The following is a 24787-nucleotide window of genomic DNA, read 5'->3' on the forward strand; positions in this document are numbered from 1 at the left end:
GGAATTGAGCCCGTCATGATTTTGCCTTGGCTGATCCTGATCCCCTTTATCGGCGGCCTGCTGTGCTGGCTGGGTGAGCGCTTCGGCGCCACCCTGCCGCGCTGGATTGCGCTGCTGACCATGTCCCTGCTGCTTGGTATCGGCCTCTGGCTGTGGGCCAACGGGGACTATACCCTGGCCCCTGCTCCAGGCGCTGCGCCTGAGTGGGCGGTCGAATTCAAAGTGCTGTGGATCGAGCGCTTCGGCATCAGCCTGCACCTGGCCCTCGACGGCCTGTCGCTGCTGATGATCCTGCTTACCGGCCTGCTCGGTGTGCTCTCGGTACTGTGCTCCTGGAAAGAGATCCAGCGTCACGTCGGCTTCTTCCACCTCAACCTGATGTGGATCCTGGGCGGCGTGGTCGGTGTGTTCCTGGCCCTGGACCTGTTCCTGTTCTTCTTCTTCTGGGAAATGATGCTGGTGCCGATGTATTTCCTCATCGCGCTCTGGGGTCACAGCTCCTCCGACGGCAAGAAGACCCGGATCTACGCAGCAACCAAGTTCTTCATCTTCACTCAGGCCAGCGGTCTGATCATGTTGGTGGCGATCCTTGGCCTGGTACTGGTCAACTACAGCAACACCGGTGTAATCACCTTCGACTACACCCAGTTGCTCAAGGCTGAACTGCCACCCGCCACCGAATACGTGTTGATGCTCGGCTTCTTCATCGCCTTCGCGGTCAAGCTGCCGGTGGTACCGTTCCACTCCTGGCTGCCTGACGCGCACGCCCAGGCACCGACCGCAGGTTCGGTGGACCTTGCCGGTATCTTGCTGAAAACCGCTGCCTACGGCCTGCTGCGTTTCGCTCTGCCACTGTTCCCGAATGCCTCGGCCGAATTCGCGCCGATCGCCATGACCCTGGGTCTGATCGGGATTTTCTACGGTGCCTTCCTGGCGTTCGCCCAGACCGACATCAAGCGTCTGGTGGCCTTCTCCAGCGTTTCGCACATGGGCTTCGTGCTGATTGGCATCTACTCCGGCAGCCAGCAAGCGCTGCAAGGTGCTGTAATCCAGATGCTGGCTCACGGCCTGTCGGCGGCGGCACTCTTTATCCTCGCCGGCCAGCTGTACGAGCGCCTGCACACCCGTGACATGCGCGAGATGGGCGGCCTGTGGCATCGCATCGCCTACCTGCCGGCCATCAGCCTGTTCTTCGCTGCAGCGTCGCTGGGCCTGCCGGGCACCGGTAACTTCGTTGGCGAGTTCCTGATCCTGATCGGCAGCTTCGTCGCCTCGCCATGGGTCACCGTCATCGCCACTTCCGGCCTGGTGTTCGGTTCGGTCTACTCGCTGATCATGATTCACCGTGCCTACTTCGGCCCGGCGAAGTCGGACGAAGTCCTGGCTGGCATGGATACCCGCGAAATGATCATGGTACTGGCCCTGGCTGGCCTGCTGATCTTGCTGGGCGTCTACCCGCAGCCGTTCCTGGACACTTCCGCCGCCACCATGAGTGGTGTGCAGCAGTGGTTCGGCTCCGCTTTCACTCAACTCGCTTCGGCCCGGTAAGAGCGCTATGGACCTGACGATTCAACACTTTATCGCGCTTGCGCCGCTGCTGATTACCACCATCACCGTTGTCGTGGTGATGCTGGCAATCGCCTGGCGCCGCAACCATTCGCAAACCTTCCTGCTGTCGACCGTGGGCCTGAACCTGGCCCTGCTGTCGATCCTGCCGGTACTCAAAGTCGTGCCACTGGCGGTCACGCCGCTGCTGACCATCGACAAGTTCGCCTGCCTGTACATGGCGCTGATCCTGGTCGCCACCCTGGCCTGTGTAACCCTCGCCCATGCCTACCTGGGTGAAGGCGGCAAAGGCTACCCGGGCAACCGCGAAGAACTGTACCTGCTGATCCTGATGGCTGCCCTGGGTGGCCTGGTACTGGTCAGCGCGCAGCACCTGGCTGGCCTGTTCATTGGCCTGGAGCTGCTCTCGGTACCGGTCTATGGCCTGGTAGCCTATGCCTTCTTCAACAAGCGTTCGCTGGAAGCCGGCATCAAGTACATGGTGCTGTCGGCCGCCGGTTCCGCCTTCCTGCTGTTCGGTATGGCCCTGCTGTACGCCGACGCTGGCAGCCTGAGCTTCGACGGTATCGGTAAAGCCCTGGCAGCCACCAACATGCCAAGCCTGCTGGCTCAGCTGGGCCTGGGCATGATGCTGGTGGGCCTGGCGTTCAAACTGTCGCTGGTGCCATTCCACCTGTGGACCCCGGACGTCTACGAAGGTGCTCCGGCACCGGTCGCCGCCTTCCTGGCCACCGCCAGCAAGGTTGCAGTGTTCGCCGTTGTCGTGCGCCTGTTCATGCTCTCCCCGGCTGCCAGCAGTGGCGTGCTGACCACCGTGCTGTCGGTGATTGCCGTTGCTTCGATCCTGATCGGTAACCTGCTGGCACTGACCCAGAGCAACCTCAAGCGTCTGCTCGGTTACTCGTCGATCGCCCACTTCGGTTACCTGCTGATCGCCCTGGTGGCGAGCAAGGGTCTGGCCGTCGAAGCCATTGGCGTGTACCTGGTCACCTACGTGATCACCAGCCTAGGTGCCTTCGGTGTCATCACCCTGATGTCGTCGCCGTACAACGGCCGTGACGCAGACGCTCTGTACGAGTACCGCGGCCTGTTCTGGCGCCGTCCGTACCTGACCGCGGTACTGACCGTGATGATGCTGTCGCTGGCCGGTATCCCGCTGACCGCAGGCTTCATCGGCAAGTTCTACATCATCGCTACCGGCGTCGAGTCGCAGCTGTGGTGGTTGGTCGGTGCCCTGGTGATCGGTAGTGCCATCGGCGTGTTCTACTACCTGCGTGTGATGGTCACCCTGTTCCTGATGGAACCGAACCTGCGTCGTCACGATGCTCCGCTGAACTGGGAACAGCGCACCGGCGGCGTCATGCTGCTGGCGATCGCGATCCTGGCCTTTGTGCTGGGTGTGTACCCGCAGCCGTTGCTGGACATGGTCCAGCATGCAGGCCTGCAACTGGTCGGCTGATCGATCTTGCTGTAACAGACACCCCGCTTCGGCGGGGTGTTTTGTTTTGTGGCTTAAATTGTTATCGCGGGGCAAGCCCGCTCCCACAGGGCTGTCCAAATCCTGTGGGAGCGGGCTTGCCCCGCGATGAGGTCAGTACATATCCATGACTGTGCTTCGTCCGATAGTTGCGACGTCTGATACCCGCTCACAGTCCCGGAACCCCATCGATGCGCCCCACCCTACCCCGCTCCTCCCTTGCCCTGTTGATTTCCTGTGCCGCTTCAGTCCAGGCCAGCGATGGCATTGAACTTGGCCAGGTACTTATCCAGGAACAGGAACAGAGCGAGCTGCAGGACGCTCGCGAACGTCTCAATCAGGTACCAGGCGCCACCAACCTGATTGACATGCAACGGGTGGAGCAAGGCCGGGTCGCCAGCAATCAGGATGTACTCGCCTACCAGCCGGGCGTGTTTGCCCAGTCTGCCGGCAACGACGGTATCAAGTTGTCGATCCGCGGCTCGGGCATCAACCGTGCGCCGGGCAGCCACGGTTCAGGCGTCTACACGATGTTCGACGGCCTGCCGCTGACCGGTCCTGGCGGCACACCGTATGAGTTGTTCGAACCGTTGTGGCTGAGCCGCGCCGAAGTCCTGCGCGGTGCCAACGGTTTCGACCGCGGCGCCCTGGCCTTGGGCGGCGCCATCGATTACATCACCCATACCGGCCATGATGCCGCGCCCTTGCAAGTGCGCTATGAACTGGGCAGCCGCGGCTATGCCAAGCGTCAGATCAGCTCCGGTCAGGTGTTGGGCGATCTGGACTACTACGTGGCCCTGACCGATTCTGAGTACGATGGTTACCAGGAGCACAGCAGCGGCAGCAGCAAGGGCATCGCCGCCAATGTCGGTTATCGCTTCAGCCCAAGCCTGGAAACCCGCTTCTACCTGCGCTACCGGGAAACCGAGAATGATTTGGCCGGGCGCCTGACCAAAGCACAGATCAAACACGATCCCCGCGCCGCCAATCCGCTGTACCTGAGCCGCGATGCCAGCCGTCCGCAACCGGGCAGCACCTGGCTGGGCAACAAGACCACCTTCTTCCTCGACGAGGATTCGCGTCTGGAGGCTGGGCTGGTCTACCACGACTACCCGATGGACCTGCGTGAAGGCGCCAACCGTTTGAAGGTGGCCTATAGCGACGTCAGTGGCACATTGAACTACTTCCGTCGCGATACGCTGTTCGGTCACGAGAGCAAGACCACCATCGGCTGGCGTACAACCAAACACCTGCCAAACAGTGGCGCATCGGAATTCGTCCGGGTGCAATCCCGGCCCGACATGCCTGTGGGCACCCGTACCCGTGACTTCAGTTACCAAGGCTCCGACAGCGTCGTGCATGTCGGCAATGAGCTAGAGCTGATCCCTGATCTGTGGCTGACCAGTGGCCTGGCGATGATCTACACCCGGCGCGAAAGTGCAGTGACCTACCCGGAGAATGGCGGCAAGGTCAGCCAGCATGACTGGGACTACGCACCGCGCCTGGGCCTGCGCTATGACTTGAGCCCGAGCCTGCAACTATATGGCAACCTCAGCCGCTCGGTGGAACCGCCACATCCATGGGCGTTGATCTGGAGCTCGCCAACCAGGGTCAATGGCCTGCAAACCCAGCCAATCGAAATGCAAAACCAGACCGCCACCACCCTGGAGCTTGGCGCCAGAGGCGATGCGCCAATCGGTAGCTGGGATCTGGCCTGGTACTACTCGGACGTGCGCCACGAGCTGCTGGCGGTCGAAATCGTGCCTGGCCTCCCCGCCGCCGAATTCAACGCCAGCCCCACCGTCCACCAAGGGGTAGAAGCGGGTCTCGACAGCCTGCTTTGGGAACGCGCCGCCGTCGGCAAGCTGTCGCTACGCCAGGCCTATACCTTCAGTGACTTCCACTACCGCGACGACGATGTCTTTGGTGACAACCGTCTGCCCGGTATCCCGATGCACTACTACCAGGCCGAGCTGCGCTTCGACCTGCCGAGTGGTTTTTACGCCGGGCTCAATACGCAGATGGCTTCCAAGGTTCAGGTCGACTACGCCAACAGCTATCCGGCCGACGCCTACGCCCTGCTCGGTGCAACCCTGGGTTACAACGCGCCGAAACAGGACTGGCAAACCTGGATCGACCTGCGCAACCTGACCAACAAGCGCTACGCCGCCACGGTCACCCCCGGCTACAACGACAACGGCAAGGACGTTGCCCACTCGACTCCCGGCGAAGGTTTCGGGGTATACGCCGGGGTGTCCTACAGTTTCCGCTAGCTGGGTAGTTGTACCTGTGGTTTGGTCGCAACGAAGATCGCCCAGCTGGACATGAACAGTGCGGCGATCAACGGCCCGATGACAAAACCATTGAGGCCGAATACCGCCAGACCACCCAAGGTCGATATCAGAATCAGGTAGTCCGGCATTTTCGTGTCCTTGCCCACCAGCAGAGGGCGTAACACGTTGTCCACCAGACCGATTACGAACACGCCGAAAGCGACCAGCGCCGCACCTTGCCAGACTGCCCCGGTGGCAACGAAATACACCGCCACCGGCGCCCAGACGATTCCCGCCCCGACTGCCGGCAACAGCGAAAGAAAGGCCATCAGCACACCCCAGACCAAAGCACTGGGGATATCCAGCATCCAGAAAATGATGCCGCCAAGCGTACCCTGGGTGATCGCGACCAGCAGGTTGCCTTTGACGGTGGCGCGCACCACGCGGTTGAACTTCAGTTGCAAACGGCGTTTCTGCTGCTCGGCCAACGGCACCGCCGCGCGGATTTTGCGCGCAAGCTCCGCGCCGTCACGCAAAAAGAAGAACAGCAGATAGAGCATGACGGCAAAACTCACCAGGAAATCAAAGGTGCCCTGACCGAAGCTGAACGCCTGGGTGGCAAAGAACTGGCTGCCCTGCAGAGCGCCCTTGGTAATCTTGTCGCGCAGGCCTACCAGATCGCCCATCCCCATGCGCTCCAGGCTATTTTGCGCAAAGGCCGGAAGAATATCCTTGAAACGCTCAATGTAGCCGGCCAGGTCCAGCTCACCGCTCTCAAGGTTCTTGTACAGCGCCGCACCTTCCTGCACCAGCAAGGTGCTGATGATGATCACCGGCAGGATGGCGATCACCAGACATATCAGCAGCGTCAGGCCCGCGGCCAGGTTGCGCCGCCAGTCCAGGCGCGTCAGCAAACGGCGCTGCAGCGGGGCGAAGACGATGCCAAGGATCACCGCCCAGAACACTGCGCCGTAGAACGGCAGCAGGATCCAGATGAAAGCGATGGTCACCAGGGCCAGTAACAGATGCAGGGCCTTGTGCTGCACGGCGGTTTCGTTCATGTGCGCTCCGTTGCTGTTCACAACGTTAGTGCACGGCGCAGTGGCAAAAGTGCCGTGCGCACAAGACGATCGGTCAGGCCCCGGCTGGCCAGGTCTCCGATGCCCGCCCTGCGGTCAGGTCGCTTTCCCAGAAATACTGAGCACTCAGTTCGATTTGCACATAAGCCAGGTCATCGCTTTCATTGCTGGCATGGTTCGCGCCTGCAAGCCCCTGGGCACCGTCATTGTCACCGACAGCCGGCGTCACGTCGTACCAAGCCCTTTGACCGAGGGACGTACTCCAGGTCGTCAGGCTGTGCAGATCCGGGTTGGCAAAGGTGAACGTGCAGTTGCTCACACCCGCCAGGTTTTGCCCTTTCCAGTTCCAGTGGTAGGTGGTGTCCACCTGCGCTCGTTCATTCAAGGTGTAACGCGGCTCAAAGGTGGGACGTGAATCAGCAGGCTGCGCAATCGTGACGGACCAAGGTCCATGCGAAAGAATCAAAGTCATTTAGGGTCCTTAAAGCAGGCTGGGCACTGCCATTGATCCATCGGCTAGTTGATAGGCTGAATGGGTTGGAGAAGGCGCACTTGTTTGCCGTCGACTTCGATCTGGCCGTTTTGCTGGAGACGGGTGAACACCCGGGAAACAGTCTCTCCGGCCAGCCCCAGGTAATTGCCGATTTCGTTACGTGAGATGCTCAGGTGCAGTTGATTGGCTGCGTATCCAAGCGAGTGAAAGCGTGCCGACAGGTTGACCAGCAAGGAGACGACCCGGGCATCGGCGGCTTTTTTCGAATGCAGCCGGGTCATTTGTTGGGTATTGCGAATCTCACTGCTCATCGCCCGCATCAGATGCCGGCGTATCTGCGGCAAGCGGATCAACAGCTCATCGAGAGGCGCGAAAGGAATTTCGCACACTTCGGTGGTCTCCAGCGCCTGGACTGATACCGGGTACGCTTCTGAACCCAGTCCGGACAGGCCAATCGACTCACCGGGCAGATGGATGCCGATGATCTTTTCTTCCCCGGTCTCACTCAGGCAAACAGACTTCAAGACGCCGGAGCGGATCACGTAGATCGAGTTGAAACTGTCGCCCTGGCGAAACAGAAAATCGTTCTCTTTCATGGTCCGGACGTGCTTGACCACGTCATCAAGCATGTCGACTTCTTCGGGACTCGCTGAACCAGGCAGGCACAGCGGCGCGAGACTGCAGGTTTTGCATTGTGTCTGGCGGTAAGCTGGCAATCGAATGGGCTCAGGCATTTATCTAGTCCTTATGGCGGAACACACGGTGCGCCTGAGCTGTTTCCATCAAGCGCACTTTGCAGGCCAGACCAGTGTCCCGTGAGCCAACTTCAAACACCCCTCAATAATCGTTATTTGATATCAAACCCTTGTTTCTATTGAATAAATGCAAAGAGCCAGCGCGCAGCACCCGAGGTAAACGCAAGCAGCGGCAAAAGCGCCGTTGACATGGATCAATTACCCGCCGGGGCATTCCCGGTAGCATCCGCGCCTTTTGCCGCGACCTGATCATGACCCCGCTTGCCAAACCTGAATTACTCGCCCCAGCCGGCACTCTGAAGAACATGCGTTACGCTTTCGCCTATGGCGCCGACGCAGTCTATGCCGGCCAACCGCGCTACAGCCTGCGCGTACGCAACAATGAGTTCGACCACGCCAACCTGGCGCTGGGCATCAAAGAGGCCCAGGCCCAGGGCAAGCGTTTTTACGTGGTGGTCAACATTGCCCCGCACAACGCCAAGCTCAAGACCTTCCTCAAAGACCTCGCGCCGGTAATCGAGATGGCCCCGGATGCGCTGATCATGTCTGATCCGGGCTTGATCATGCTGGTGCGCCAGCACTTCCCGCAGATGCCGATTCACCTGTCAGTGCAGGCCAACACGGTGAACTGGGCCAGCGTCGAGTTCTGGCGCAGCCAGGGGCTGACCCGGGTGATCCTGTCCCGCGAGCTGTCGCTGGAGGAAATCGAGGAAATCCGCCAGCAGGTACCGGCCATGGAGCTGGAAGTCTTCGTCCATGGTGCTTTGTGCATGGCCTACTCCGGCCGCTGCCTGCTGTCGGGTTATCTCAACCGCCGTGACGCCAATCAGGGCAGCTGCACCAATGCCTGCCGCTGGAAGTACAGCGCCACAGCAGCCACCGAAGATGTCAGCGGCGATATCGTCCGCGAAGTACAACCGACCCTGGGGGTCGGTGCGCCGACCGAACAGGTGTTCCTGCTTCAGGAAAGCAATCGTCCGGATGAAGACATGCCGGCCTTCGAGGACGAGCACGGCACCTACATCATGAACGCCAAAGACCTGCGTGCGGTGCAGCACGTCGAACGCCTGACCCGCATGGGCGTGCATTCGCTGAAGATCGAGGGTCGCACCAAGTCGCACTTCTACTGCGCACGCACCACTCAGGTCTACCGCCAGGCCATCGATGATGCTGTGGCAGGCCGTGAGTTCGACCGCAGCCTGATGCTCAATCTGGAATCGCTGGCCCAGCGTGGTTACACCGAAGGCTTTCTGCGCCGTCACGTGCATGATGAATATCAGAACTATCAGCGAGGCAACTCGGTGTCCGAGCGCCAGCAGTTTGTCGGTGAACTGACCGGTGAACGCGTCGATGGCCTGGCTGAGGTGAAGGTCAAGAACCGCTTTGCCCTGGGAGATCATCTGGAACTGATGACCCCGCGTGGCAACTATCATTTCGATCTGCACCAGTTGCGCGATCGCCAGGGGGCATCCATCGAGGTGGCACCGGGGGACGGGCATACCGTCTACCTGCCGATTCCCGAGCAGGTAGACCTGAGGTTTGGCCTATTGTTACGCGACTTGGTGCAATGATCGCGGGGCAAGCCCGCTCCTACAGTGGGAGCGGGCTTGCCCCGCGATAAGGCCGACGGATCAGGGCATGACTTTGGCCACCGCCGCCGAATCCGCCTCCCGAATCACCTGCACCCGATACTGTGGATCAGCCTTGATCTGCGCCTCAGTGAAGGGAATCACATGCCACTGCTTGGCCGAAAAAGCCCGTGTCTGGTCACTGGCATGCGCTGAACCGGCCTCGCTGGACTCGGAAAAAGCCAGTAATCCCAAGGCCTGCGGCCCCTTGCTATCAAAGGTCACCAGCTGCAAGTAGCTGGTACCACTGACCACCAGGCGCTTGCCAGACCCGGCCGCTACACTCTGGATCGCATTGTAGACCCCCAGACTGGCAGGCCCGCCGTGAATCGGCGTGCCGTCGGCGGCTTGCTGGATCTGCCCCCACTGCGCATCAGCTGTCAGACCGGCCTGCTCGACCTCGGCCAGCGAGGCCAGGGCGGCTTGGTTCAAGGCTGCTGCCACGTCGGCGCGCTCGACTGCCAGTCCACGCGGGGTATGCTGGGGATCGCTCGGATCGAACGCTACTCGCCAGATATCCGGACGCGGCAGCAGCGGCTCCAGAATGTTCTGGAAATGCACCAGCCCGATGCCACTGTCGAGGTCGGCACGCAGGTCCCAGGCTTTCAAGCTGCTGCACAGCGTCGTCAATGGCGAGTCCGGCGCCTGTTTACCACACCATTGCAACAGGTCCGGCATCAGCAGTTCCGCCAGATAGACCTGGTTGTCCATCACCATCTGCTGCAGATCGGTGCCGCTCAGTTTGCCTTCGCGGTTCAGGCGTTGCAGGGCAAAGCGGCTGCGTGGCCCAAGGGGCTGGTCCTCGCGACTGACCAACGGCGAATAGCCACGTAACGGCTGCGCCGGATTGACCATCCAGGCGGAGTCGTTGGAGTGCTGGATGAAGTCGCCACGGCTCAGGCTCGGCAGCAGTTGGCTTGGAAAGATGCCCGGCTGCGCTGCACGCGGGTCAATTTTCCAGTTGCAGGCGCTGCGCGAACCGTCGAGCACGATCAACGCCTGTCCTGCTGCCGGATCGCTGCACTGCGCCAGCAAGGTAGCATCGACAAAAGGCACCACCGACTGATTCAGGTACAAAGTTTGCCCCTTGGCGTCCACGGCCAGGGTGTTGACCCAGGGAATACCCTGCAATCGATGCACCGAGTCCTGCAACGCTTTCAGGCTGTCAGCCTGGTTCATGCTGTACCACTGCTGCAGTACGCGAGTGTTGTCCAGGTTGGCGTCGCGCAGGCTGAAAGCGTGCTGCTTGTCCCAGTCCAACCGTCCAGACCACTGGACTACCGGGCCGAACACTGAGCTGTAAACGTCACGGTTGACCGGTGTCAGCTTGCCGTCCGCTCCCTTGACCGTCACCGTCAGACGTTGGCGGTTCATCGGTATCGACTTGCCATCGAGCAGGTAGCGGGTCGGATCCTTGGGATCGAGCTCAAGCCGATACACCGTGAAGTGCCTGGAAGTATCCACCGTGTGGGTCCAGGCCAGGTGACGGTTGAAACCGATGTTGATCAGGGGCAGACCTGGCAAGGCCGCGCCCATGACATCCAGCTTTCCGGGCACGGTAAGCTGCATCTGGTAAAAACGCATGCCGCCCGCCCAGGGGAAGTGCGGGTTAGCCAGCAACATGCCATGACCACTGGCCGATCGCTCGTGCCCCACCGCCACCGCATTGCTGCCGCGCTCCAGAGCGAAATTGTTTTGCCGTGCTTGCGCCACGCTCATGTCCACGTTCAGGCGCGCGACGGCATTGGGCGGGGTAGCGCCCGCCAGGGCTTCGGCAAACTGCCCAACCCCACCTTCAACCAACAGACGCCGGGTGAGCTTGACCAGATCAAGCGTGGTAATCGGTCTCAGCCACTGCGCCTGCAGGCATTGCGCGCCCTGCCCCTGGGCCACGCGCTCGGCCAGTGCGCGGTTGTAGCCCTTGGCATAGCCTTCGAGCAGGGCCCGCACCTGCGCCGGTTGTGCCTGCCAGAAGCCGAATACTGCAGAGGGCGAATTGAGCCAGCTGAAGAACAGATCACTGGCGAGGTTCTCGCGCTGCTCGAAGGTTACCTGCTCAGGCCCGAAGTGGCGTGAGCGCTCGGCGTTAACCGTGACCACTTCATTGGCCAGCAGGCACAGGTTGTCCTGGGCGTAGGCATAACCGATGCCATAGCCCAACCCCTGTTCATCCCGGGCCAGGATGTGCGGTACCCCAAAGCTGGTGCGGCGAATTTCGGCACTGGCATCGCCCGGAGCAACACGGGCCTGGGCAGCAAAACTGAGACCGAGCAGCAGTCCGGCCAGACAGACGCTTGCCAACGGATGGGATTTGATCACGGACACTCCTGCATCGATCAGGGAACTATTGATCCTGATTGAACGAAACACAGGCGATAAATTTACGGAATCGGCCTTGCCGAAACGTCTTTACCTAATGTGGCTCGAAAAATTTTTCCCCGGGTACTGCAGTTTTGCCACGCTCATTCGTCTTATAGGGTGTAGGCAACAATTTTGACGGTATCTGGACTGGCCACGAAAGGGAGCTTTCACATGTATAACCAGCAACAGGCTGCGATCGCCAACCGCCCCGAGCGAAAACCTCGGCAAGCCTTGACAGTAAAAGTCGACAACAGCGACAACGAGCGTCCCGGCAACGAGCATATTCGCGAACTGCTCAGGAGATTCGGGCTGCGTACCAGCCTGATCCGCCTCAAGGTCATTGATGCCTTGCACATGGCCGACAGGAGTGGGCGCAGCATCGGTGTACGCGGCGTCCACAGCCAGCTTGAACAGCTGGATGTTCCCCTGTCGTTCCTCAGTGTCCGGGAAGTGCTCAAGCGCTTGTGCGTCGAGGGTGTGATCAACATGGGCAACGACAAATGCTACAGCCTCAACCCCGAGGCCCGCAGCATTCTGGAGCAAACCTGCCCACGCTAAGCGAAAGGCCGGCGTATGCCGGCCGTGCTGATCACTTCAGAGCTTGACCTTGCGGCGCATGATGCCGTTGATCACCACAACCGCAACTGCCACCGCAATGGCAATGTACTGGAACACTTGTTCACTGATCGTCCCCTGCTTCTGCAGGTAGGACAGACCGAGCATGATCCCCAGCACCAGCAGGGAGATCAGAATGGAATATTTCAGGCGTTGACCTTGAGTCATTGATATTTCCTTGCAACATCGGGGTAAGGGCCCGGAACGGCCCATGCGCATCATACAACGCAGCCTTGCCGCGAGCGGACAATTTCCTCCTTCTGTAGTGACCTTGCGCCTGAAACCATGACGTCCCGGGCATAGTCCCAGACGAATGGAAACTCGCCATGTTCCTCGGTCGATTACTAAGTGGTATCACCTTGCTGGTTGGCCTTGAAGCCCAAGCGCTCCCCACCTCGACACTCTCCCCCGATCAACGCGTTGCACTGGGTAAGCAACTGGCCGAACACGCCGGTGCCAGCCAGTGGCAACAACTTTGGCAGCGCTCGCGTCAGGCCGGGTATCTGTACGAACAATCGACTACCCCCCACTTCAGCCTTGATTCCGCCGAGCTCATCAAGGCAACAGCCCTGACCCTGTCGCAGCCAAAAGAGACAAGTGCAGTCAACCAGACCCAGGTCCTGTATCGCCGGGACTTTTCTCCGCAAACCGTAGGTAAACACGCAAAAGCCAGCCTCAGCGCCGTGTGCATCTGGGTTGACTGGCGTACCCTCCCGGAGCACGCCGTGAACCGGCCCGGCCCCTACCTCGGGCAAATCAGCCTGCTGCTGGTGCACCCCTGCCAGTAAACATGGGTTGCCAGACCTAGCCCCGCTCGCTCAAGCATCTGGAGCGCAGAACCAAGGGGTTACGCCGAATCAGCCATGACTTTCCTATTCCCATGGCCCTCCTTGCCTACAAACCACATATCCGATGCCCACCGCCCCTGCTGCGCTTGCTGCCTGTTACGCACGGTCGGGATGTTCAAACATGAAGGTGTCAAGCCAATCCCTACAAGGAAGTCACCATGGAACTGCGCGATCTCAACCGTATTGACATCCAACAGCTGCCCCATTCGCTACAGATGCTCATCGAATGCCTGGGTATTGAAAACGCTTACAACTTGACCTGTGCTTTCGGTGGCCGCCCCAAGTACATCCCCAAGCACCGTGAACGTACCACTCTGGCGCAGGTTCTCCCTGCGACAGCCCTGGACGCCCTGATCAAACGTTTTGCCGGTATGGCTCTGGAAATCCCCAAGGTCGACCACTTCCTGCGCCAACTGCGCAATCAACAGATCCAGCAGGAAAGCGCCGAGGGTCTCTCGCGCAGCATGCTAGCCAACAAATACGGCTTGAGCTTGCGCCAGATCGGCAACATCCGCCGCCAGGAGTCGTGTGCACACGCTCGCCTCACCTCTTGAGCCGCTAACTTCGGCACTCAAGACACATCCGCACAATGATGTGCATTCATCAAAAGGAATTCCGCAATGGCAACTATCGATAACAGCTTGATCGGCTCGGTCATGAACGCCTTGCCACTGGACCGAATGATCTCCGGCCCTTTGCAGGCGATGATTCAGGCGCAAGTCACCGCGAGCAAGTCGTACGCCGACTTTCTTATGGGCGTGTGTATTCAGGATGGCAAGGCCGTTGCCATTCAGTTTGACTACGACGAAACCATCACCGATGAACAAGGGGTCTATAAGGGGACTGTCTCCAAGAAGATGCAGATCCCGCTGCTGGCAGCGGTTACCCACCCCAACATTGTCATTGAAGAAGGCAATATCGAGTTTGAGTTGACCATCAGCCAGCAAGCCGAGAGCACTACCGAGACCGGTGGTGAAGCGAGTTTCGGCGCCTCGCTGGGTTGGGGACCATTCAAACTCAACGTCAAGGGCCAGGTCAGCCACAAGTCCAGCCAGACCCGTAAAACCGACACCCGTGCACGCTATGCCTTCAACACCAAAGTCCGCCGTCAGGACCCGCCAGAGGCGTTGATGCGCGTGATTGATTTCCTCACTGAAGCAGCCACCAAACCGGTGGTCATGGCTGATGCCACGGCTCAAAACCTTGATGCACTGCCTGGATCGGCCCTGCCAATGCCTGACCAGGCAACACAACCCTAATTCATACCCGCTTGATCATGCTTTGCCAACGAATCCGGCCTCTCCCTCGTGAGAGGCCTCCTGCCAGAAACACAAGGAGTGCGAACGCTTGGATGATCTCTCCTCGAAAAACGCCCCCATCACCGCCAGCGATCTTTGTGACATTACCCGTGGCCTACAAGAAGCCGCTGCCGCCACCAATAATCTGATCGCCCAGCAGTACATCAAACTCTTCGATCAGTTTTTCGATTACGACGCCCAGGCACTGGGCTCACCGATGAAGGCCAAGATGGTTGAGGTGGCGATGGATGATCAGCACAAGATGCACGTCCCGCTGATTGCCCTGGTTTCACCCAGGGGGCTGGCACTGGAGCGTATGCAGGTTGACCTGTCGGTGAGAATCCAGAATACCGAAACCACCAAGGCCAGCGAGAACCTGAAGCGCGAGCGCTTCTATGTGACGGTAGGCGGCCAGAACAAGCGCAACGGTGACAGCCGTGATCCCGATGAAGTGCAAATCCGCATGCAGTTCCAGGCCTGCGAGCCTCCCGAGGCGCTAAACCGTCTGATCGAGGAATACACCAACCTGATCAGCCCGCAACGACTGCCTGACCCTCCCAAGCCCACGGATGACAGCAACGAATTCATCGAAGCTGCCACCGTACGCGGATAGCGATTATCAGAAATCGCGCTTGTAGAAAATATCCAGAGAGCTTGCCAGGCCACTGGCAGCCTCAAGGTAGACCTTCTTGCTCAGCTTGTAGCGCAATGCAACCGTGTTGACCGGCTCGAACACGCCCACGCCATAGCGCAAGCTCAAGCGTTCGGTGAGGTTACCACTGGCCACCACGCTGGTGCTGTTACCACTGCCTTGGGTGTCCAGCTGGAAATCGTCGATCCCCAGGCTTGAGGCCAGGCTGCCAGTCACCCCGGCACTGGTAGCCAGGCCCAGGCCAAGCGCCGCTTGGGCGAGCACGTTGTTATCTTCCCCCGTGGAACCCAAGGGGCGCCCCAATACCAGGTACGACAGCGCCTGTTCCTGACTCATGGCCGGCTCGGAAAACACCTGGGTGGTGGGTTGTTCGGCACTGCCGCTGAGACGGATACCGGCAATCACGTCATCGGTCTGGCGGATAGCTTCGATATCCAGGTAAGGCTGATCGATGGGCCCGGCAAACAACAGGCGCGCACGGCGGATAGTCAGGCGCTGGCCGTAGGCACGGTAACGTCCGTCGGCCAGGCTCAGCTCGCCACGGGTGTCGAGGTTGTCGCCGATGTGCACATGGCCGAGCAGATTGGCGGTCAGGCCAAAGCCGCTGAACGACAACTTGTCCTGGCCCACCTCGACATCGATGTCCATGGCAACTGCCATCGGTGCCTTGCCCTCTTCGGTCTGATGGCCAACGATCACCGTGTCATCAGAAACCTTGACGGTCGAAGGCGGCAACTCACGCACCGTGATCTTGCCCTTGGGTACCCGAACCTTACCCGCCACCGCCAGCTTGTCATCGAGCAGGCTGATCTTCAGGTCCGGCGCCACTTCCAGGTTCGCATAGGGCTCGACGGTGACCGGCAAACGTTGACCCTGCAGGTGCAGGTCAACCGCCAGAGCCCGTCCCCAGCCGACCTGGCCGCGCAGGCTGCCCTGACCGGCCTCACCACTTTTCCAGGCACCGTTAATCTGCACCTGCTCTCCAGCGATCAGCGCCTGCAGGTTCAGGTCTTCCAGGCTGATCGGCAACTCTGCCCCGGCAACCTCGCCAGCGCTCAGGTTCAAGCTGCCGTTTACCTGTGGCGCCAGCAACGTGCCAGACAGCTGCCCGCTGCCGTTCAACTGGCCGGCCAGGCGCTCGACCATCGGTGCAAACGGGCGGGCAATGGCGATATCCAACCCGGTCAGGCGAAAATCGCCGCTCAATGGTTTGTTGCGGGCTACAGGATCGAGTCGGGTGACCAGAGACAGTTCGCCCAGACGCTCACCCTTGAAATCCAGGCGGGTATCAACCCGGCGTGGCGCCAGAGTGCTTTGCAAACGCAGGGTCTGGTAGGGGAAATCCAGCCATTGATCCTTCTCGCGCAAACGCAGGGTGCCACCGCTGGCGTCGACCACAATGGTACCTTTCGGACCACTGGCTGGCAGGTCCAGATTGATGTCGGCGTTGAGCAGACCCTGCCAGGCGAAGTCCTTGGGCAACCATTGCGCCAGGCTTTGCAACGGGAATTGCTTGAGGTGATAACGCAGGCGCGGCTCGGGTGCCAGACGCTGGTCGTCGCCGCACAGGCTGGCTTGTCCGGAGCGCCAGCAATGGGCGCCGAAATCCAGTTGTCCAGTGGCCAGGCGTTGTAGCTTTGCGGGTGCCTGCAAGCGCCAGTCCTGGCCACCGGCCTGGATCTGACCACTGGCCAGGCGTCCACGCCAGTTGCCCTTGTCCAGTTGCCCATCCACACCCAGGTCAAGCTTGAGCTGCGGTCCGTCCAGCGCCAGTTCCAGCTGCTGCTGGCGAATGTCTCCACGACCTTTGGCGGTGAGCACGCCCAGAGCAGTATCACCCAGACGAATTCCGCCGGCCTGCAGATCAATCACTGCACGCTGGGCACTGTCCAGTCGGGCATCCAGGGTCAAGCGCTGCAAGTGATTGTCAGCCTGGGCCAGTTTCTGGCCCTGCAAGGTCAGCGTACCTTGCGGCGCCTGCAGGGTTCCGGCGACTTCCAGCTTACCCTTGAGCTGCCCCTGCAAGTGCGGCCAGAGCTGGCCAAGACGAGGCAGATTGAGGTCCAGCTGACCGGCCAGGCGCTGCTGCAGGCTGCCACTGCCGTTGATATGGTTGTCGCCCAGGCGGATATCGAGAGTACCGAGGGTCCAGGTCTGTCCAGCCCCCTGAGCGACAGCCTTGAGCACTGCCGCCTGACCGCGCAGACGCCCCTTGAGGTCAAGGTCGGCATCCAGGCTGAGTTCGCCATTTTTGATCTGGCCCTTACTGCGTAACGGACCGGCCAGAGTGCCGGGCAGCTCGGCGAGCCAGTAGGCCGGGTTCAGCGCCGACAGTTCGAGAGCGGCCTCCCAGGCCACAGCATCAGCAAACTGTACACTCACGCTTCCCGCGAGCTTGCCTTGACCGGCATTGAGCGCCAGTTGTGGCAGTGCGATCTGCTGCAGGTCGCCCTTGAACGGACTGCTCAGGCTGAACGCCCCCGCCGGCCCGTCAAGGTCGCCCTTGAATTCGCCCTGATAGTTGCCATCGCGGTATTGCACCTGGCCATTGAAGCGGCGCAACGTGACCTGCGGCGCTGGCTCCAGCGGATACAGACGCAGCCAGGGAAAATCCAGCCAATCGATGGTCGCCTCGGCGCTCAAGCCTGTTTGCCAGTCGGCACTGGCCGTGAGCTTGAGGCGCTGGTCCGCGCTGGCAGTAAGGTCCAGGGCGCTCAGTTGCGCACCCTTGGCATCGACCCTGCCCTGCAGGCTCAAGGCCACAGGCTGCTGCTCGGACGCCAGGCTGGCCGAGCCGAGCAATTGATAGCCGCTCTGCAGGTTGCCGTTGGCGCTGAGTTGTAGATTATTCAGTTGCAGCGTGTCAGGCAGCTCGGCACCGGGTTTGAACGCCTGGGCACTGATCTGTAGCTTGGCCGGCAACTGTTCAGCCAGCGCCTGCAGCTCACCACTGAGCCGGGCGTTCAGGTAGCCGCTACTGTCGCCAGTGAGCTTTAGGGTTTTCTGCAGCTCACCCTCAATCTGTACCGCCAGTTGCCAGTCCTGGCCATCGACCTTGGGCAGCCGTAACTGCCCCTGGACCTGCAGCGGCCAGTCGCCCTCAGGTTGCAGCCGGCCTTGCAGGCTCAACTGCAAGTCATCGCGTTGCAGTTGCAGGCTGTCGATCTGCAAGCCCGCAACAGTCCAGTGAGCCGCCAGTTGCAACTGGCTCAATTGCTCATTGCCATCCAGACGCAGGTGCCCGATGCGCACCTCACCCAGCTCGATTGCCAACGGTAGTTTCAGCGCCGGCAATTGCAGCGGCCCGCTGTCGGGTGTGGCCTCGCCAGGGGCGAAGGCAAGATTGACCTGCTCGGCCTGCAAGCGCTCGACACACAAGGTCATGCGCAACAGGCATGCCGGTGACCAGGCGAACACCGGTGCAACCAGTTCGACCCGATCGGCGCCCTGCTCCCACAACACGCGCTCGGCCTGCCATTGCCCCCCCAGACGCCCCTGGAACTGCTCAAGCTGCAAACCCGGCACCAGTCCCAGCGCCCAGCGGCTGCCCGTCTGAGTCCCCAGTAACAGGCCCAGCAGCAACACCAGCATGAGCAGCAGTGTCAGCACCGCGAGCAGGATATTTCTGAAAACGCGACTCACAATTCCGGCCCCATGGAGAAGTGCAGACGAAAGCCGCCATCGTCATCCAGCGCGTGGGCCAGATCCAGACGCAGCGGCCCGACCGGAGATACCCAGCGCACGCCAATACCGACACCGGTCTTGAGGCTGGGAAACTCCAGGTTGTTGAATGAATTACCCTGGTCGACAAAAGTCGCTACCCGCCACTTTTCCACGACTTCGTACTGATACTCGGCACTGCCGGCCACCAGGTAGCGGCCACCGATTCGATCTCCATCGGAGTTTTCCGGCGACAGGCTCTGGTAGTCATAGCCGCGCACGCTCTGGTCACCCCCGGCAAAGAAACGCAGCGAAGGCGGTATCGAACTCTGATAGTCGTTGGTGGCGCTGCCACCGACTTGCACACGACCGAGGAAACGGTGTTTCTGGGCCAGTGTGGTCAAGCCCTTGAGCACCATGTTGGCATGCAGCAGGTTGGTATCGGACACCAGTCCTTCCTTGGCCGCCTGTACATCGAACTGCAGGCGATAGCCGTTGTGCGGGTCGATGCGGTTGTCGCTACGCAGGTAGGAATAGCTGACGCCAGGCATCAACAGGTTGCTCAGGCCCGAGTCATCACCCAGGCGATACTCTTCGCGCTGGTACTTGAGCGACAGCACGCGCTGCCAGCCACTGGGCAGCTTGCTGTGCCATTCCGGGCCAACGGTGAGCAGCTTGCTCAACGTGTCGGTGCCGGCGATTTCTTCGTTCTGGTAGCCACCGGCAAAGCGGACTTTGTCGGTCAACGGTGGATCAAGGGGTATGTCGTACCACAACCCGACGTTCTGCCGGGGGGCCGACAACTCGGTTTCCCAGCCGTAACTATGGCCCTGCGGATTCACCCAGTGGCGGGTCCAGTTGGCCTTGCCACGCGGCCCGACGTCGGTCGAAAACCCCAGGCCCAGGCCCATGGTGCGTGGCTTGCGAGTGCTCAGTTGCACCGCGACGGGAATGCTTTGCGCTACCGCGGCCGTAGGCGCGGCATCGACCCGCACGCCCTCGAAATAGCCGCTCGATTGCAGGGCATTGTTGAGCTCGGCAATCAGCTCGGAATCGTAGGGGGTGTCGGCCTTGAACGGCACCATACGCTGCAGCAGGGTTTCGTCGAACGGGGTGTCGCCGGCGAAACTTACCTTGCCCAGGCGATAGCGTGGGCCGCTGTCATAGATCAATTCGATGTCGGCAACGCCGGCCTGGGGATCAACCGCCAGGCGCTGGCGCACGAAACGCCCGCTGAAGAACCCGTAACGCGCAGCCTGGTTCTGGATCAGCCGTTTGGCGTCTTCGTAATGCCCATGGTTGAGCACTTCACCTGAACGCAGGGCCTTGCTGTCGGGCATGCGAAATGCCTTGAGTTCAGTGGCCGGGCCATCAATGCGGATGGTCACGTCACGCAAGTGCACGGGCTCGCCAGGGTCGATGCTGAGGATCAGCTGCGGGCCGTTGTCGGCCTTGGTCGGCGCCTTGACCTCAGTGTCGATCTGCGCCTGGTAGTAGCCCAGTGCCTGAGCCGCCTTACGCGCCTGCTCGACAGCCCCACGGCTGAAACGCAGCAGCGCCTCTTCATCGCGTTTACCAAGGCTGCCGATATAGCCCTCGACATTGGCCTTGAGTTCGTTATTGGCAGGTTTGACCTTCACAACCAGCTCGCTTTGCCCATACGCAGCAATGCTGGCCATCCATAGAATCAAACCGCAGGTGAATCGTCCTGAATACGTCATAGGCGCGGATGCTACCAGAGCTTGGCGCCAGCATGGAGTCCGAGGCTCTCGCGCCTGTTATGCAGGCATGGCCGATGCACGTTGAGATGGCTGGGGGTTGGGATGAAAGAACACATGTTCGCGTACAGGTCCTACAGCAATTTCGCCGATTTCCTGGTAACCCTGGCGCTGATAAAAGGCCAGATAGTGTTCATTTCCGGTGTCCAGCACCACGCCTTGGGAGTGCTCGTCCTCGGCACACCAGTCATGCACAGCTTGCAACAATTGCTCGCCGTAGTGCTTACCCTGGAACTGCGGATGAATCCCCAGCAGCGGCAACACATGCACGGCCTCACCCGGCAGGCAGGCCATCAGCGCCGCCTGATAATCGAGATAGCGCCGGGTACAACGAAAACCGGTACTCAAGACCATACGCATGCGCCAGGCCCAACTTTCAGTGATGCCCAGGCGGCGCTGTGGCGGTGCGATCAGGGCAATACCGATCAGCCGGTCGTCAACCAGCAGCCCCAATGCCGGCAACTCCTGCAAAAAATGTTGCTTGACCAGCTCTCGCACCGTGGCGCGAATGCGCTGGTCATAGCCAGGACGCTGCGCCTCGAACAGGAAGGCAAAGGTCGGCTCATGCCGATAGGCGTGATACAACAATGAACGCGCCTCACGGCTGTAGCCACCATCAAGCAGGCGGACCTGAGCCGGGACAGCAGTCGATTCGGTCATGCTGACAAACCTCCACAAATGGGCATTCATTGCCTTCAAGGCGTACGTTGCGCCGACGTTCGCCCCGAGCACCACGTTAGCAGCCTATGCAGTGGTGCGCCACGCTGGCCGCAGCCGTCGATGTCGGCTAGGATCCTTGGTTTTATCAGGATTGTGTTTCCCATGAAGATCGTCTCGTTCAACATCAATGGCCTGCGCGCCCGGCCCCATCAGTTGGCGGCGTTGATCGAAAAGCATCAGCCAGACGTGATTGGCCTGCAGGAAACCAAGGTCAGCGACGATCAGTTTCCGCTGGCCGAGGTCCAGGCCCTGGGTTATCACGTGCATTTCCATGGCCAGAAAGGCCACTACGGCGTCGCCCTGCTCTCGCGCCAGGCGCCGCTGAGCCTGCACAAAGGCTTTGCCAGCGATGAAGAGGATGCCCAGCGCCGCTTTATCTGGGGCACCTTCGCCGATGGCGATGGCACACCGATCACCATCATGAACGGCTACTTCCCCCAGGGTGAAAGCCGCGACCACCCGACCAAATTCCCGGCCAAACAGCGCTTTTACAGCGACCTGCAGGCCTTGCTGGAAAACCAGTTCAAGAACGATCAGCCATTGCTGGTCATGGGCGATGTGAACATTTCGCCCGAAGACTGTGACATCGGCATCGGCGCCGACAATGCCAAGCGCTGGCTGAAGACCGGTAAGTGCAGCTTCCTGCCCGAAGAGCGCGAGTGGATGGCACGCCTGAAGAACTGGGGTCTGGTCGACAGCTTCCGTCACCTGCACCCCGAGGTTGCCGACCGTTTCAGCTGGTTCGACTACCGCAGCCGCGGCTTCGAAGACGAGCCCAAGCGCGGCCTGCGCATCGATCTGATCATGGCCTCCCAGGGCTTGCTGCCGCGGATCAAGGCAGCTGGGGTCGATTACGACCTGCGCGCCATGGAAAAGCCTTCGGACCATGCGCCGATCTGGCTGGAACTGGCGTAGCGCCGATTCTTCGCGGGGCAAGCCCGCTCCCACAGCCTTATATACACAACCTGTGGGAGCGGGCTTGCCCCGCGATCAGGCGCTGTCATCTTACGGTCATCCAACCGTCTTAATCTGCGGCACATCCTTCGCCCGAAGAGTGCCTGCCGGCATGTTCCGCCACCTCAGCCTGATTCTGCTGTGCCTGCTTCCGCTCCTTGCCCGGGCCGCCCCTGACACCCCGGCGCAACTACGTATCCAGGGTTCGAACACCATTGGCGCGGCGCTGGCACCAGCGTTGGTCAAGGGTATGCTGGAAGCTCAACGCGCCAGCCATATATCAATCGTGACCACCGGTATTGCCAACGAAATCCAGGTCAGCGCCCAGGATGCCCATGGCCAGCCCTTGCGTATCGACATCGCCGCCCACGGCAGCAGCACCGGCTTTGCCGCACTGAAGACCGGACAGGCCGATCTGGCCGCCGCCTCACGCCCGATCAAGGTCAGTGAACTGAGCGCGCTCCAGGCATTGGGTGACCTGAACAGCGCCACCGCCGAACAGGTCATCGGCCTGGATGGCGTCGCCGTCATCGTCCATCCCGACAATCCCCTGCCGCAATTGAGCACCGGGCAGTTGGCGCAGATTTTTTCCGGACAGATCACCACCTGGGAGGAACTGGGTCTGGGAAACGGACCGATTCACCTGTATGCCCGGGATGACCGCTCAGGCACCTTCGAAACCTTCAAGGCGCTGGTGCTCGATGCCGTCGGGCAGACGCTGGCCAGCACCGCCCGGCGCTTTGAATCCGGTGAACAATTGGCCTCTACAGTCCTGACTGACCGCCAGGCCATTGGTTTCAGCAGCCTGGCGTCAGTACATGGCGCCAAGGTGCTGGCGATCGCCGATGGTGCCTCCCGCCCCATGCTGCCAAGCCCGGCACTGGTGGCCAGCGAAGATTATCCGCTGTCACGGCGTCTGTACTTCTACCTGTCGCCGAGCCAGGCCACGCCGTGGGCCCGGGCGCTGGTGGAGTTTGCCCAAAGCCCCAAAGGGCAAGCGATTGTCACCGCCAGCGGGTTTGTCGGGCAGCAGGTACAGGCCGTCAAAGTGCCCCCCGCCGACAACATGCCGCCACGCTATCGGACGCTGGCCCGCAACGCCCAGCGCCTATCGGTAAACTTCCGCTTCCAGGAGGGCAATGCCAGCCTGGACAACAAAGCGCTGCGTGATGTGCGGCGGGTGGTCGAGTTCCTGCGCCAGCACAACAAACTGGAACAAGATGCCGTACTGGTTGGATTTGGCGATGCCAAGGACGATCCCGAGCGCGCCGTCTTGCTTTCTCGCCTGCGCGCCATGGCCGTGCGCCGGGAACTGGCCAGAGAAGGCGTGGCCCCGCGCGAGATCATCGGCCTGGGCGACGAACTGCCGGTGGCAGCCAATACCGCCGAAGAAGGCCGCATCCGTAACCGGCGGGTTGAAGTCTGGGTCTACTGACAGCCCGCATTATCCCGCGCAATTATTTGTAACAGCCCAGTCGGGCACCGGCGCGCCCCCGCAGCTAGGCTTTGATTAGTGATGCCGGGCCCCTCTGACGGCTGCCAAGCCGCCATGTCGGAGTCACTGTTGCTTTTTTTGGCAACGTCGACAATTAAGGAGGGGCGCATGGCGGCTCTACAGGCATTTCTCGAAAACGACATTCTCGGCACCAGCACCTGGTTCTGGCTGGCATTCATTGGCATTGTCCTGACCTTGCTGGTATTGGATCTGGGCGTGTTGCATCGCAAGGCTCACGAAATCGAGATGCGCGAAAGCCTGCTGCTGTACGCCAGCTATTTCAGTGTCGGTGTGCTGTTTGGCGGGTGGATCTGGTGGGAGCTGGGCGCGCAACCTGCCCTGGAGTTCTACACCGGGTTCCTGGTCGAACAGTCGCTGTCCATGGACAATGTCTTCGTCATGGCGATGATCTTCAGCTACTTCGCCATCCCCCGCCTCTACCAGCACCGGGTATTGTTCTGGGGCATCCTCGGCGTGGTGGTGCTGCGCGCGATCATGATCGGCGTAGGCAGCGCCCTGGTCCAGGAGTTCGCCTGGATCCTCTATGTGTTCGGTGCCTTCCTCCTGGTTACCGGAATAAAGATGCTGTTCTCCCGCGAAGAGGCCCACCCGGACCTGGCCAACAACCCGGTGCTCAAGTTTGTACGCGGCCATTTGCGCGTCACCGATGACCTGCATGGCCCGCGTTTTTTCGTGCGCCTCAAGGCTGCCGGGCAAAGCAAGACCGTGCTGTACGCCACCCCGCTGTTCCTGGCGCTGGTACTCATCGAACTGGCCGATCTGGTGTTCGCCGTCGACAGCGTGCCGGCCATCTTCGCCATCACTCAGGACCCGTTCATTGTCTACACCTCGAACATCTTCGCGATCCTTGGCCTGCGCGCCTTGTATTTCGCCCTGGCGGCGCTGATGCATCGGTTTGTCTATCTCAAGTACGCCCTGGCCCTGGTGCTGATCTTTATCGGCAGCAAAATCTTCTATCACGGCCTGATCGGCGCAGTGCCGGCATTGCTGTCGCTGGGTGTGACCGTGAGCCTGTTGAGTGGCGGCGTAGTGTTGTCACTGTTCAAGACCCGCGACCAGCCACACCACCCCGCAAACTCCGGCAGTCACAAATGAATCAGGCCCGCATCGGCGG

Annotated in this window: 20 protein-coding genes; 12 read left to right on the forward strand and 8 right to left on the reverse strand. The window is 60.7% G+C overall.

Annotated features, from left to right (window positions below; all coding sequences use genetic code 11):
- Positions 1-15 precede the first annotated feature (15 nt).
- The 3 genes from nuoM (at position 16) to PSAKL28_RS17320 (ending at position 5316) form a co-directional block, all read left to right on the forward strand.
- Entirely contained in the window at positions 16-1548 is a 1533-nt protein-coding gene (gene nuoM, locus PSAKL28_RS17310) for an NADH-quinone oxidoreductase subunit M (RefSeq protein WP_038612827.1), read from the forward strand.
- Between the two features lie 7 nt (positions 1549-1555).
- Positions 1556-3025, forward strand: a complete 1470-nt coding sequence (gene nuoN, locus PSAKL28_RS17315) for an NADH-quinone oxidoreductase subunit NuoN (RefSeq protein WP_038612829.1) — start codon at positions 1556-1558, stop codon at positions 3023-3025.
- 209 nt (positions 3026-3234) lie between these two features.
- Positions 3235-5316, forward strand: a complete 2082-nt coding sequence (locus PSAKL28_RS17320) for a TonB-dependent receptor family protein (RefSeq protein ID WP_038612831.1) — start codon at positions 3235-3237, stop codon at positions 5314-5316.
- Here the strand turns inward: PSAKL28_RS17320 and PSAKL28_RS17325 are convergent.
- The 3 genes from PSAKL28_RS17325 to PSAKL28_RS17335 all read right to left on the reverse strand — a co-directional run bounded on the left by PSAKL28_RS17325 (position 5313) and on the right by PSAKL28_RS17335 (position 7622).
- Entirely contained in the window at positions 5313-6377 is a 1065-nt protein-coding gene (locus PSAKL28_RS17325) for an AI-2E family transporter (protein WP_038612833.1), read from the reverse strand. The genes PSAKL28_RS17320 and PSAKL28_RS17325 overlap by 4 nt on opposite strands.
- A gap of 73 nt (positions 6378-6450) precedes the next feature.
- Positions 6451-6762 carry a hypothetical protein gene (locus PSAKL28_RS17330; RefSeq protein WP_157687049.1) on the reverse strand — a complete coding sequence of 104 codons (312 nt, stop codon included), beginning with the start codon at positions 6760-6762 and terminating at the stop codon, positions 6451-6453.
- A gap of 149 nt (positions 6763-6911) precedes the next feature.
- On the reverse strand, positions 6912-7622 hold the full coding sequence (locus tag PSAKL28_RS17335; RefSeq protein WP_038612836.1) for a cyclic nucleotide-binding domain-containing protein: 711 nt from the start codon (positions 7620-7622) through the stop codon (positions 6912-6914).
- A 272-nt stretch (positions 7623-7894) separates the two neighbouring features.
- Here PSAKL28_RS17335 and trhP point away from each other — a divergent pair, with 272 nt between their 5' ends.
- Complete coding sequence (gene trhP, locus PSAKL28_RS17340; RefSeq protein WP_038612838.1) at positions 7895-9214, forward strand: prephenate-dependent tRNA uridine(34) hydroxylase TrhP; 1320 nt, start codon at positions 7895-7897, stop codon at positions 9212-9214.
- A 60-nt stretch (positions 9215-9274) separates the two neighbouring features.
- On the opposite strand, the gene pvdQ is transcribed toward trhP, so the two are convergent.
- Positions 9275-11590, reverse strand: a complete 2316-nt coding sequence (pvdQ, locus tag PSAKL28_RS17345) for a bifunctional acylase PvdQ (RefSeq protein WP_038612840.1) — start codon at positions 11588-11590, stop codon at positions 9275-9277.
- A gap of 213 nt (positions 11591-11803) precedes the next feature.
- Here pvdQ and PSAKL28_RS17350 point away from each other — a divergent pair, with 213 nt between their 5' ends.
- Positions 11804-12190, forward strand: coding sequence for a fe2+ zn2+ uptake regulation protein (locus PSAKL28_RS17350; protein WP_038612842.1), 387 nt, complete (start codon positions 11804-11806; stop codon positions 12188-12190).
- Positions 12191-12226: 36 nt separating this feature from the next.
- Here the strand turns inward: PSAKL28_RS17350 and PSAKL28_RS17355 are convergent, their stop codons facing one another.
- Positions 12227-12415 carry a hypothetical protein gene (locus tag PSAKL28_RS17355; RefSeq protein WP_038612844.1) on the reverse strand — a complete coding sequence of 63 codons (189 nt, stop codon included), beginning with the start codon at positions 12413-12415 and terminating at the stop codon, positions 12227-12229.
- A 158-nt stretch (positions 12416-12573) separates the two neighbouring features.
- Here PSAKL28_RS17355 and PSAKL28_RS17360 point away from each other — a divergent pair, with 158 nt between their 5' ends.
- From PSAKL28_RS17360 to PSAKL28_RS17375, 4 genes are all read left to right on the forward strand, one after another.
- Positions 12574-13035, forward strand: coding sequence for a hypothetical protein (locus tag PSAKL28_RS17360; RefSeq protein WP_038612846.1), 462 nt, complete (start codon positions 12574-12576; stop codon positions 13033-13035).
- A gap of 218 nt (positions 13036-13253) precedes the next feature.
- Positions 13254-13649, forward strand: coding sequence for a Mor transcription activator family protein (locus PSAKL28_RS17365; RefSeq protein WP_038612848.1), 396 nt, complete (start codon positions 13254-13256; stop codon positions 13647-13649).
- 66 nt (positions 13650-13715) lie between these two features.
- Positions 13716-14354, forward strand: a complete 639-nt coding sequence (locus PSAKL28_RS17370; protein ID WP_038612850.1) for a DUF2589 domain-containing protein — start codon at positions 13716-13718, stop codon at positions 14352-14354.
- Positions 14355-14472: 118 nt separating this feature from the next.
- On the forward strand, positions 14473-15006 hold the full coding sequence (locus PSAKL28_RS17375; protein WP_038616844.1) for a DUF2589 domain-containing protein: 534 nt from the start codon (positions 14473-14475) through the stop codon (positions 15004-15006).
- 6 nt (positions 15007-15012) lie between these two features.
- Here PSAKL28_RS17375 and PSAKL28_RS17380 read toward each other — a convergent pair whose 3' ends face one another.
- The 3 genes from PSAKL28_RS17380 to PSAKL28_RS17390 are packed head-to-tail and all read right to left on the reverse strand — an operon-like array spanning position 15013 to position 21143.
- On the reverse strand, positions 15013-18636 hold the full coding sequence (locus PSAKL28_RS17380) for a translocation/assembly module TamB domain-containing protein (protein ID WP_096335713.1): 3624 nt from the start codon (positions 18634-18636) through the stop codon (positions 15013-15015).
- A 47-nt stretch (positions 18637-18683) separates the two neighbouring features.
- Positions 18684-20426 carry an autotransporter assembly complex protein TamA gene (locus PSAKL28_RS17385; RefSeq protein WP_038612854.1) on the reverse strand — a complete coding sequence of 581 codons (1743 nt, stop codon included), beginning with the start codon at positions 20424-20426 and terminating at the stop codon, positions 18684-18686.
- A 57-nt stretch (positions 20427-20483) separates the two neighbouring features.
- Entirely contained in the window at positions 20484-21143 is a 660-nt protein-coding gene (locus tag PSAKL28_RS17390) for a GNAT family N-acetyltransferase (protein ID WP_038612856.1), read from the reverse strand.
- A gap of 162 nt (positions 21144-21305) precedes the next feature.
- On the opposite strand from PSAKL28_RS17390, the gene xthA reads away from it, so the two are divergent.
- From xthA to PSAKL28_RS17405, 3 genes are all read left to right on the forward strand, one after another.
- Positions 21306-22118, forward strand: a complete 813-nt coding sequence (xthA, locus tag PSAKL28_RS17395) for an exodeoxyribonuclease III (protein WP_038612858.1) — start codon at positions 21306-21308, stop codon at positions 22116-22118.
- A gap of 151 nt (positions 22119-22269) precedes the next feature.
- Complete coding sequence (locus tag PSAKL28_RS17400; protein ID WP_038612860.1) at positions 22270-23592, forward strand: substrate-binding domain-containing protein; 1323 nt, start codon at positions 22270-22272, stop codon at positions 23590-23592.
- Between the two features lie 168 nt (positions 23593-23760).
- A complete protein-coding gene (locus PSAKL28_RS17405; RefSeq protein WP_038612862.1) occupies positions 23761-24768 on the forward strand; it encodes a TerC family protein in 1008 nt (335 codons plus the stop codon).
- Positions 24769-24787: the final 19 nt, after the last annotated feature.

Source organism: Pseudomonas alkylphenolica (assembly GCF_000746525.1).
In the GTDB taxonomy this organism is placed as follows: Bacteria; Pseudomonadota; Gammaproteobacteria; order Pseudomonadales; family Pseudomonadaceae; genus Aquipseudomonas; species Aquipseudomonas alkylphenolica.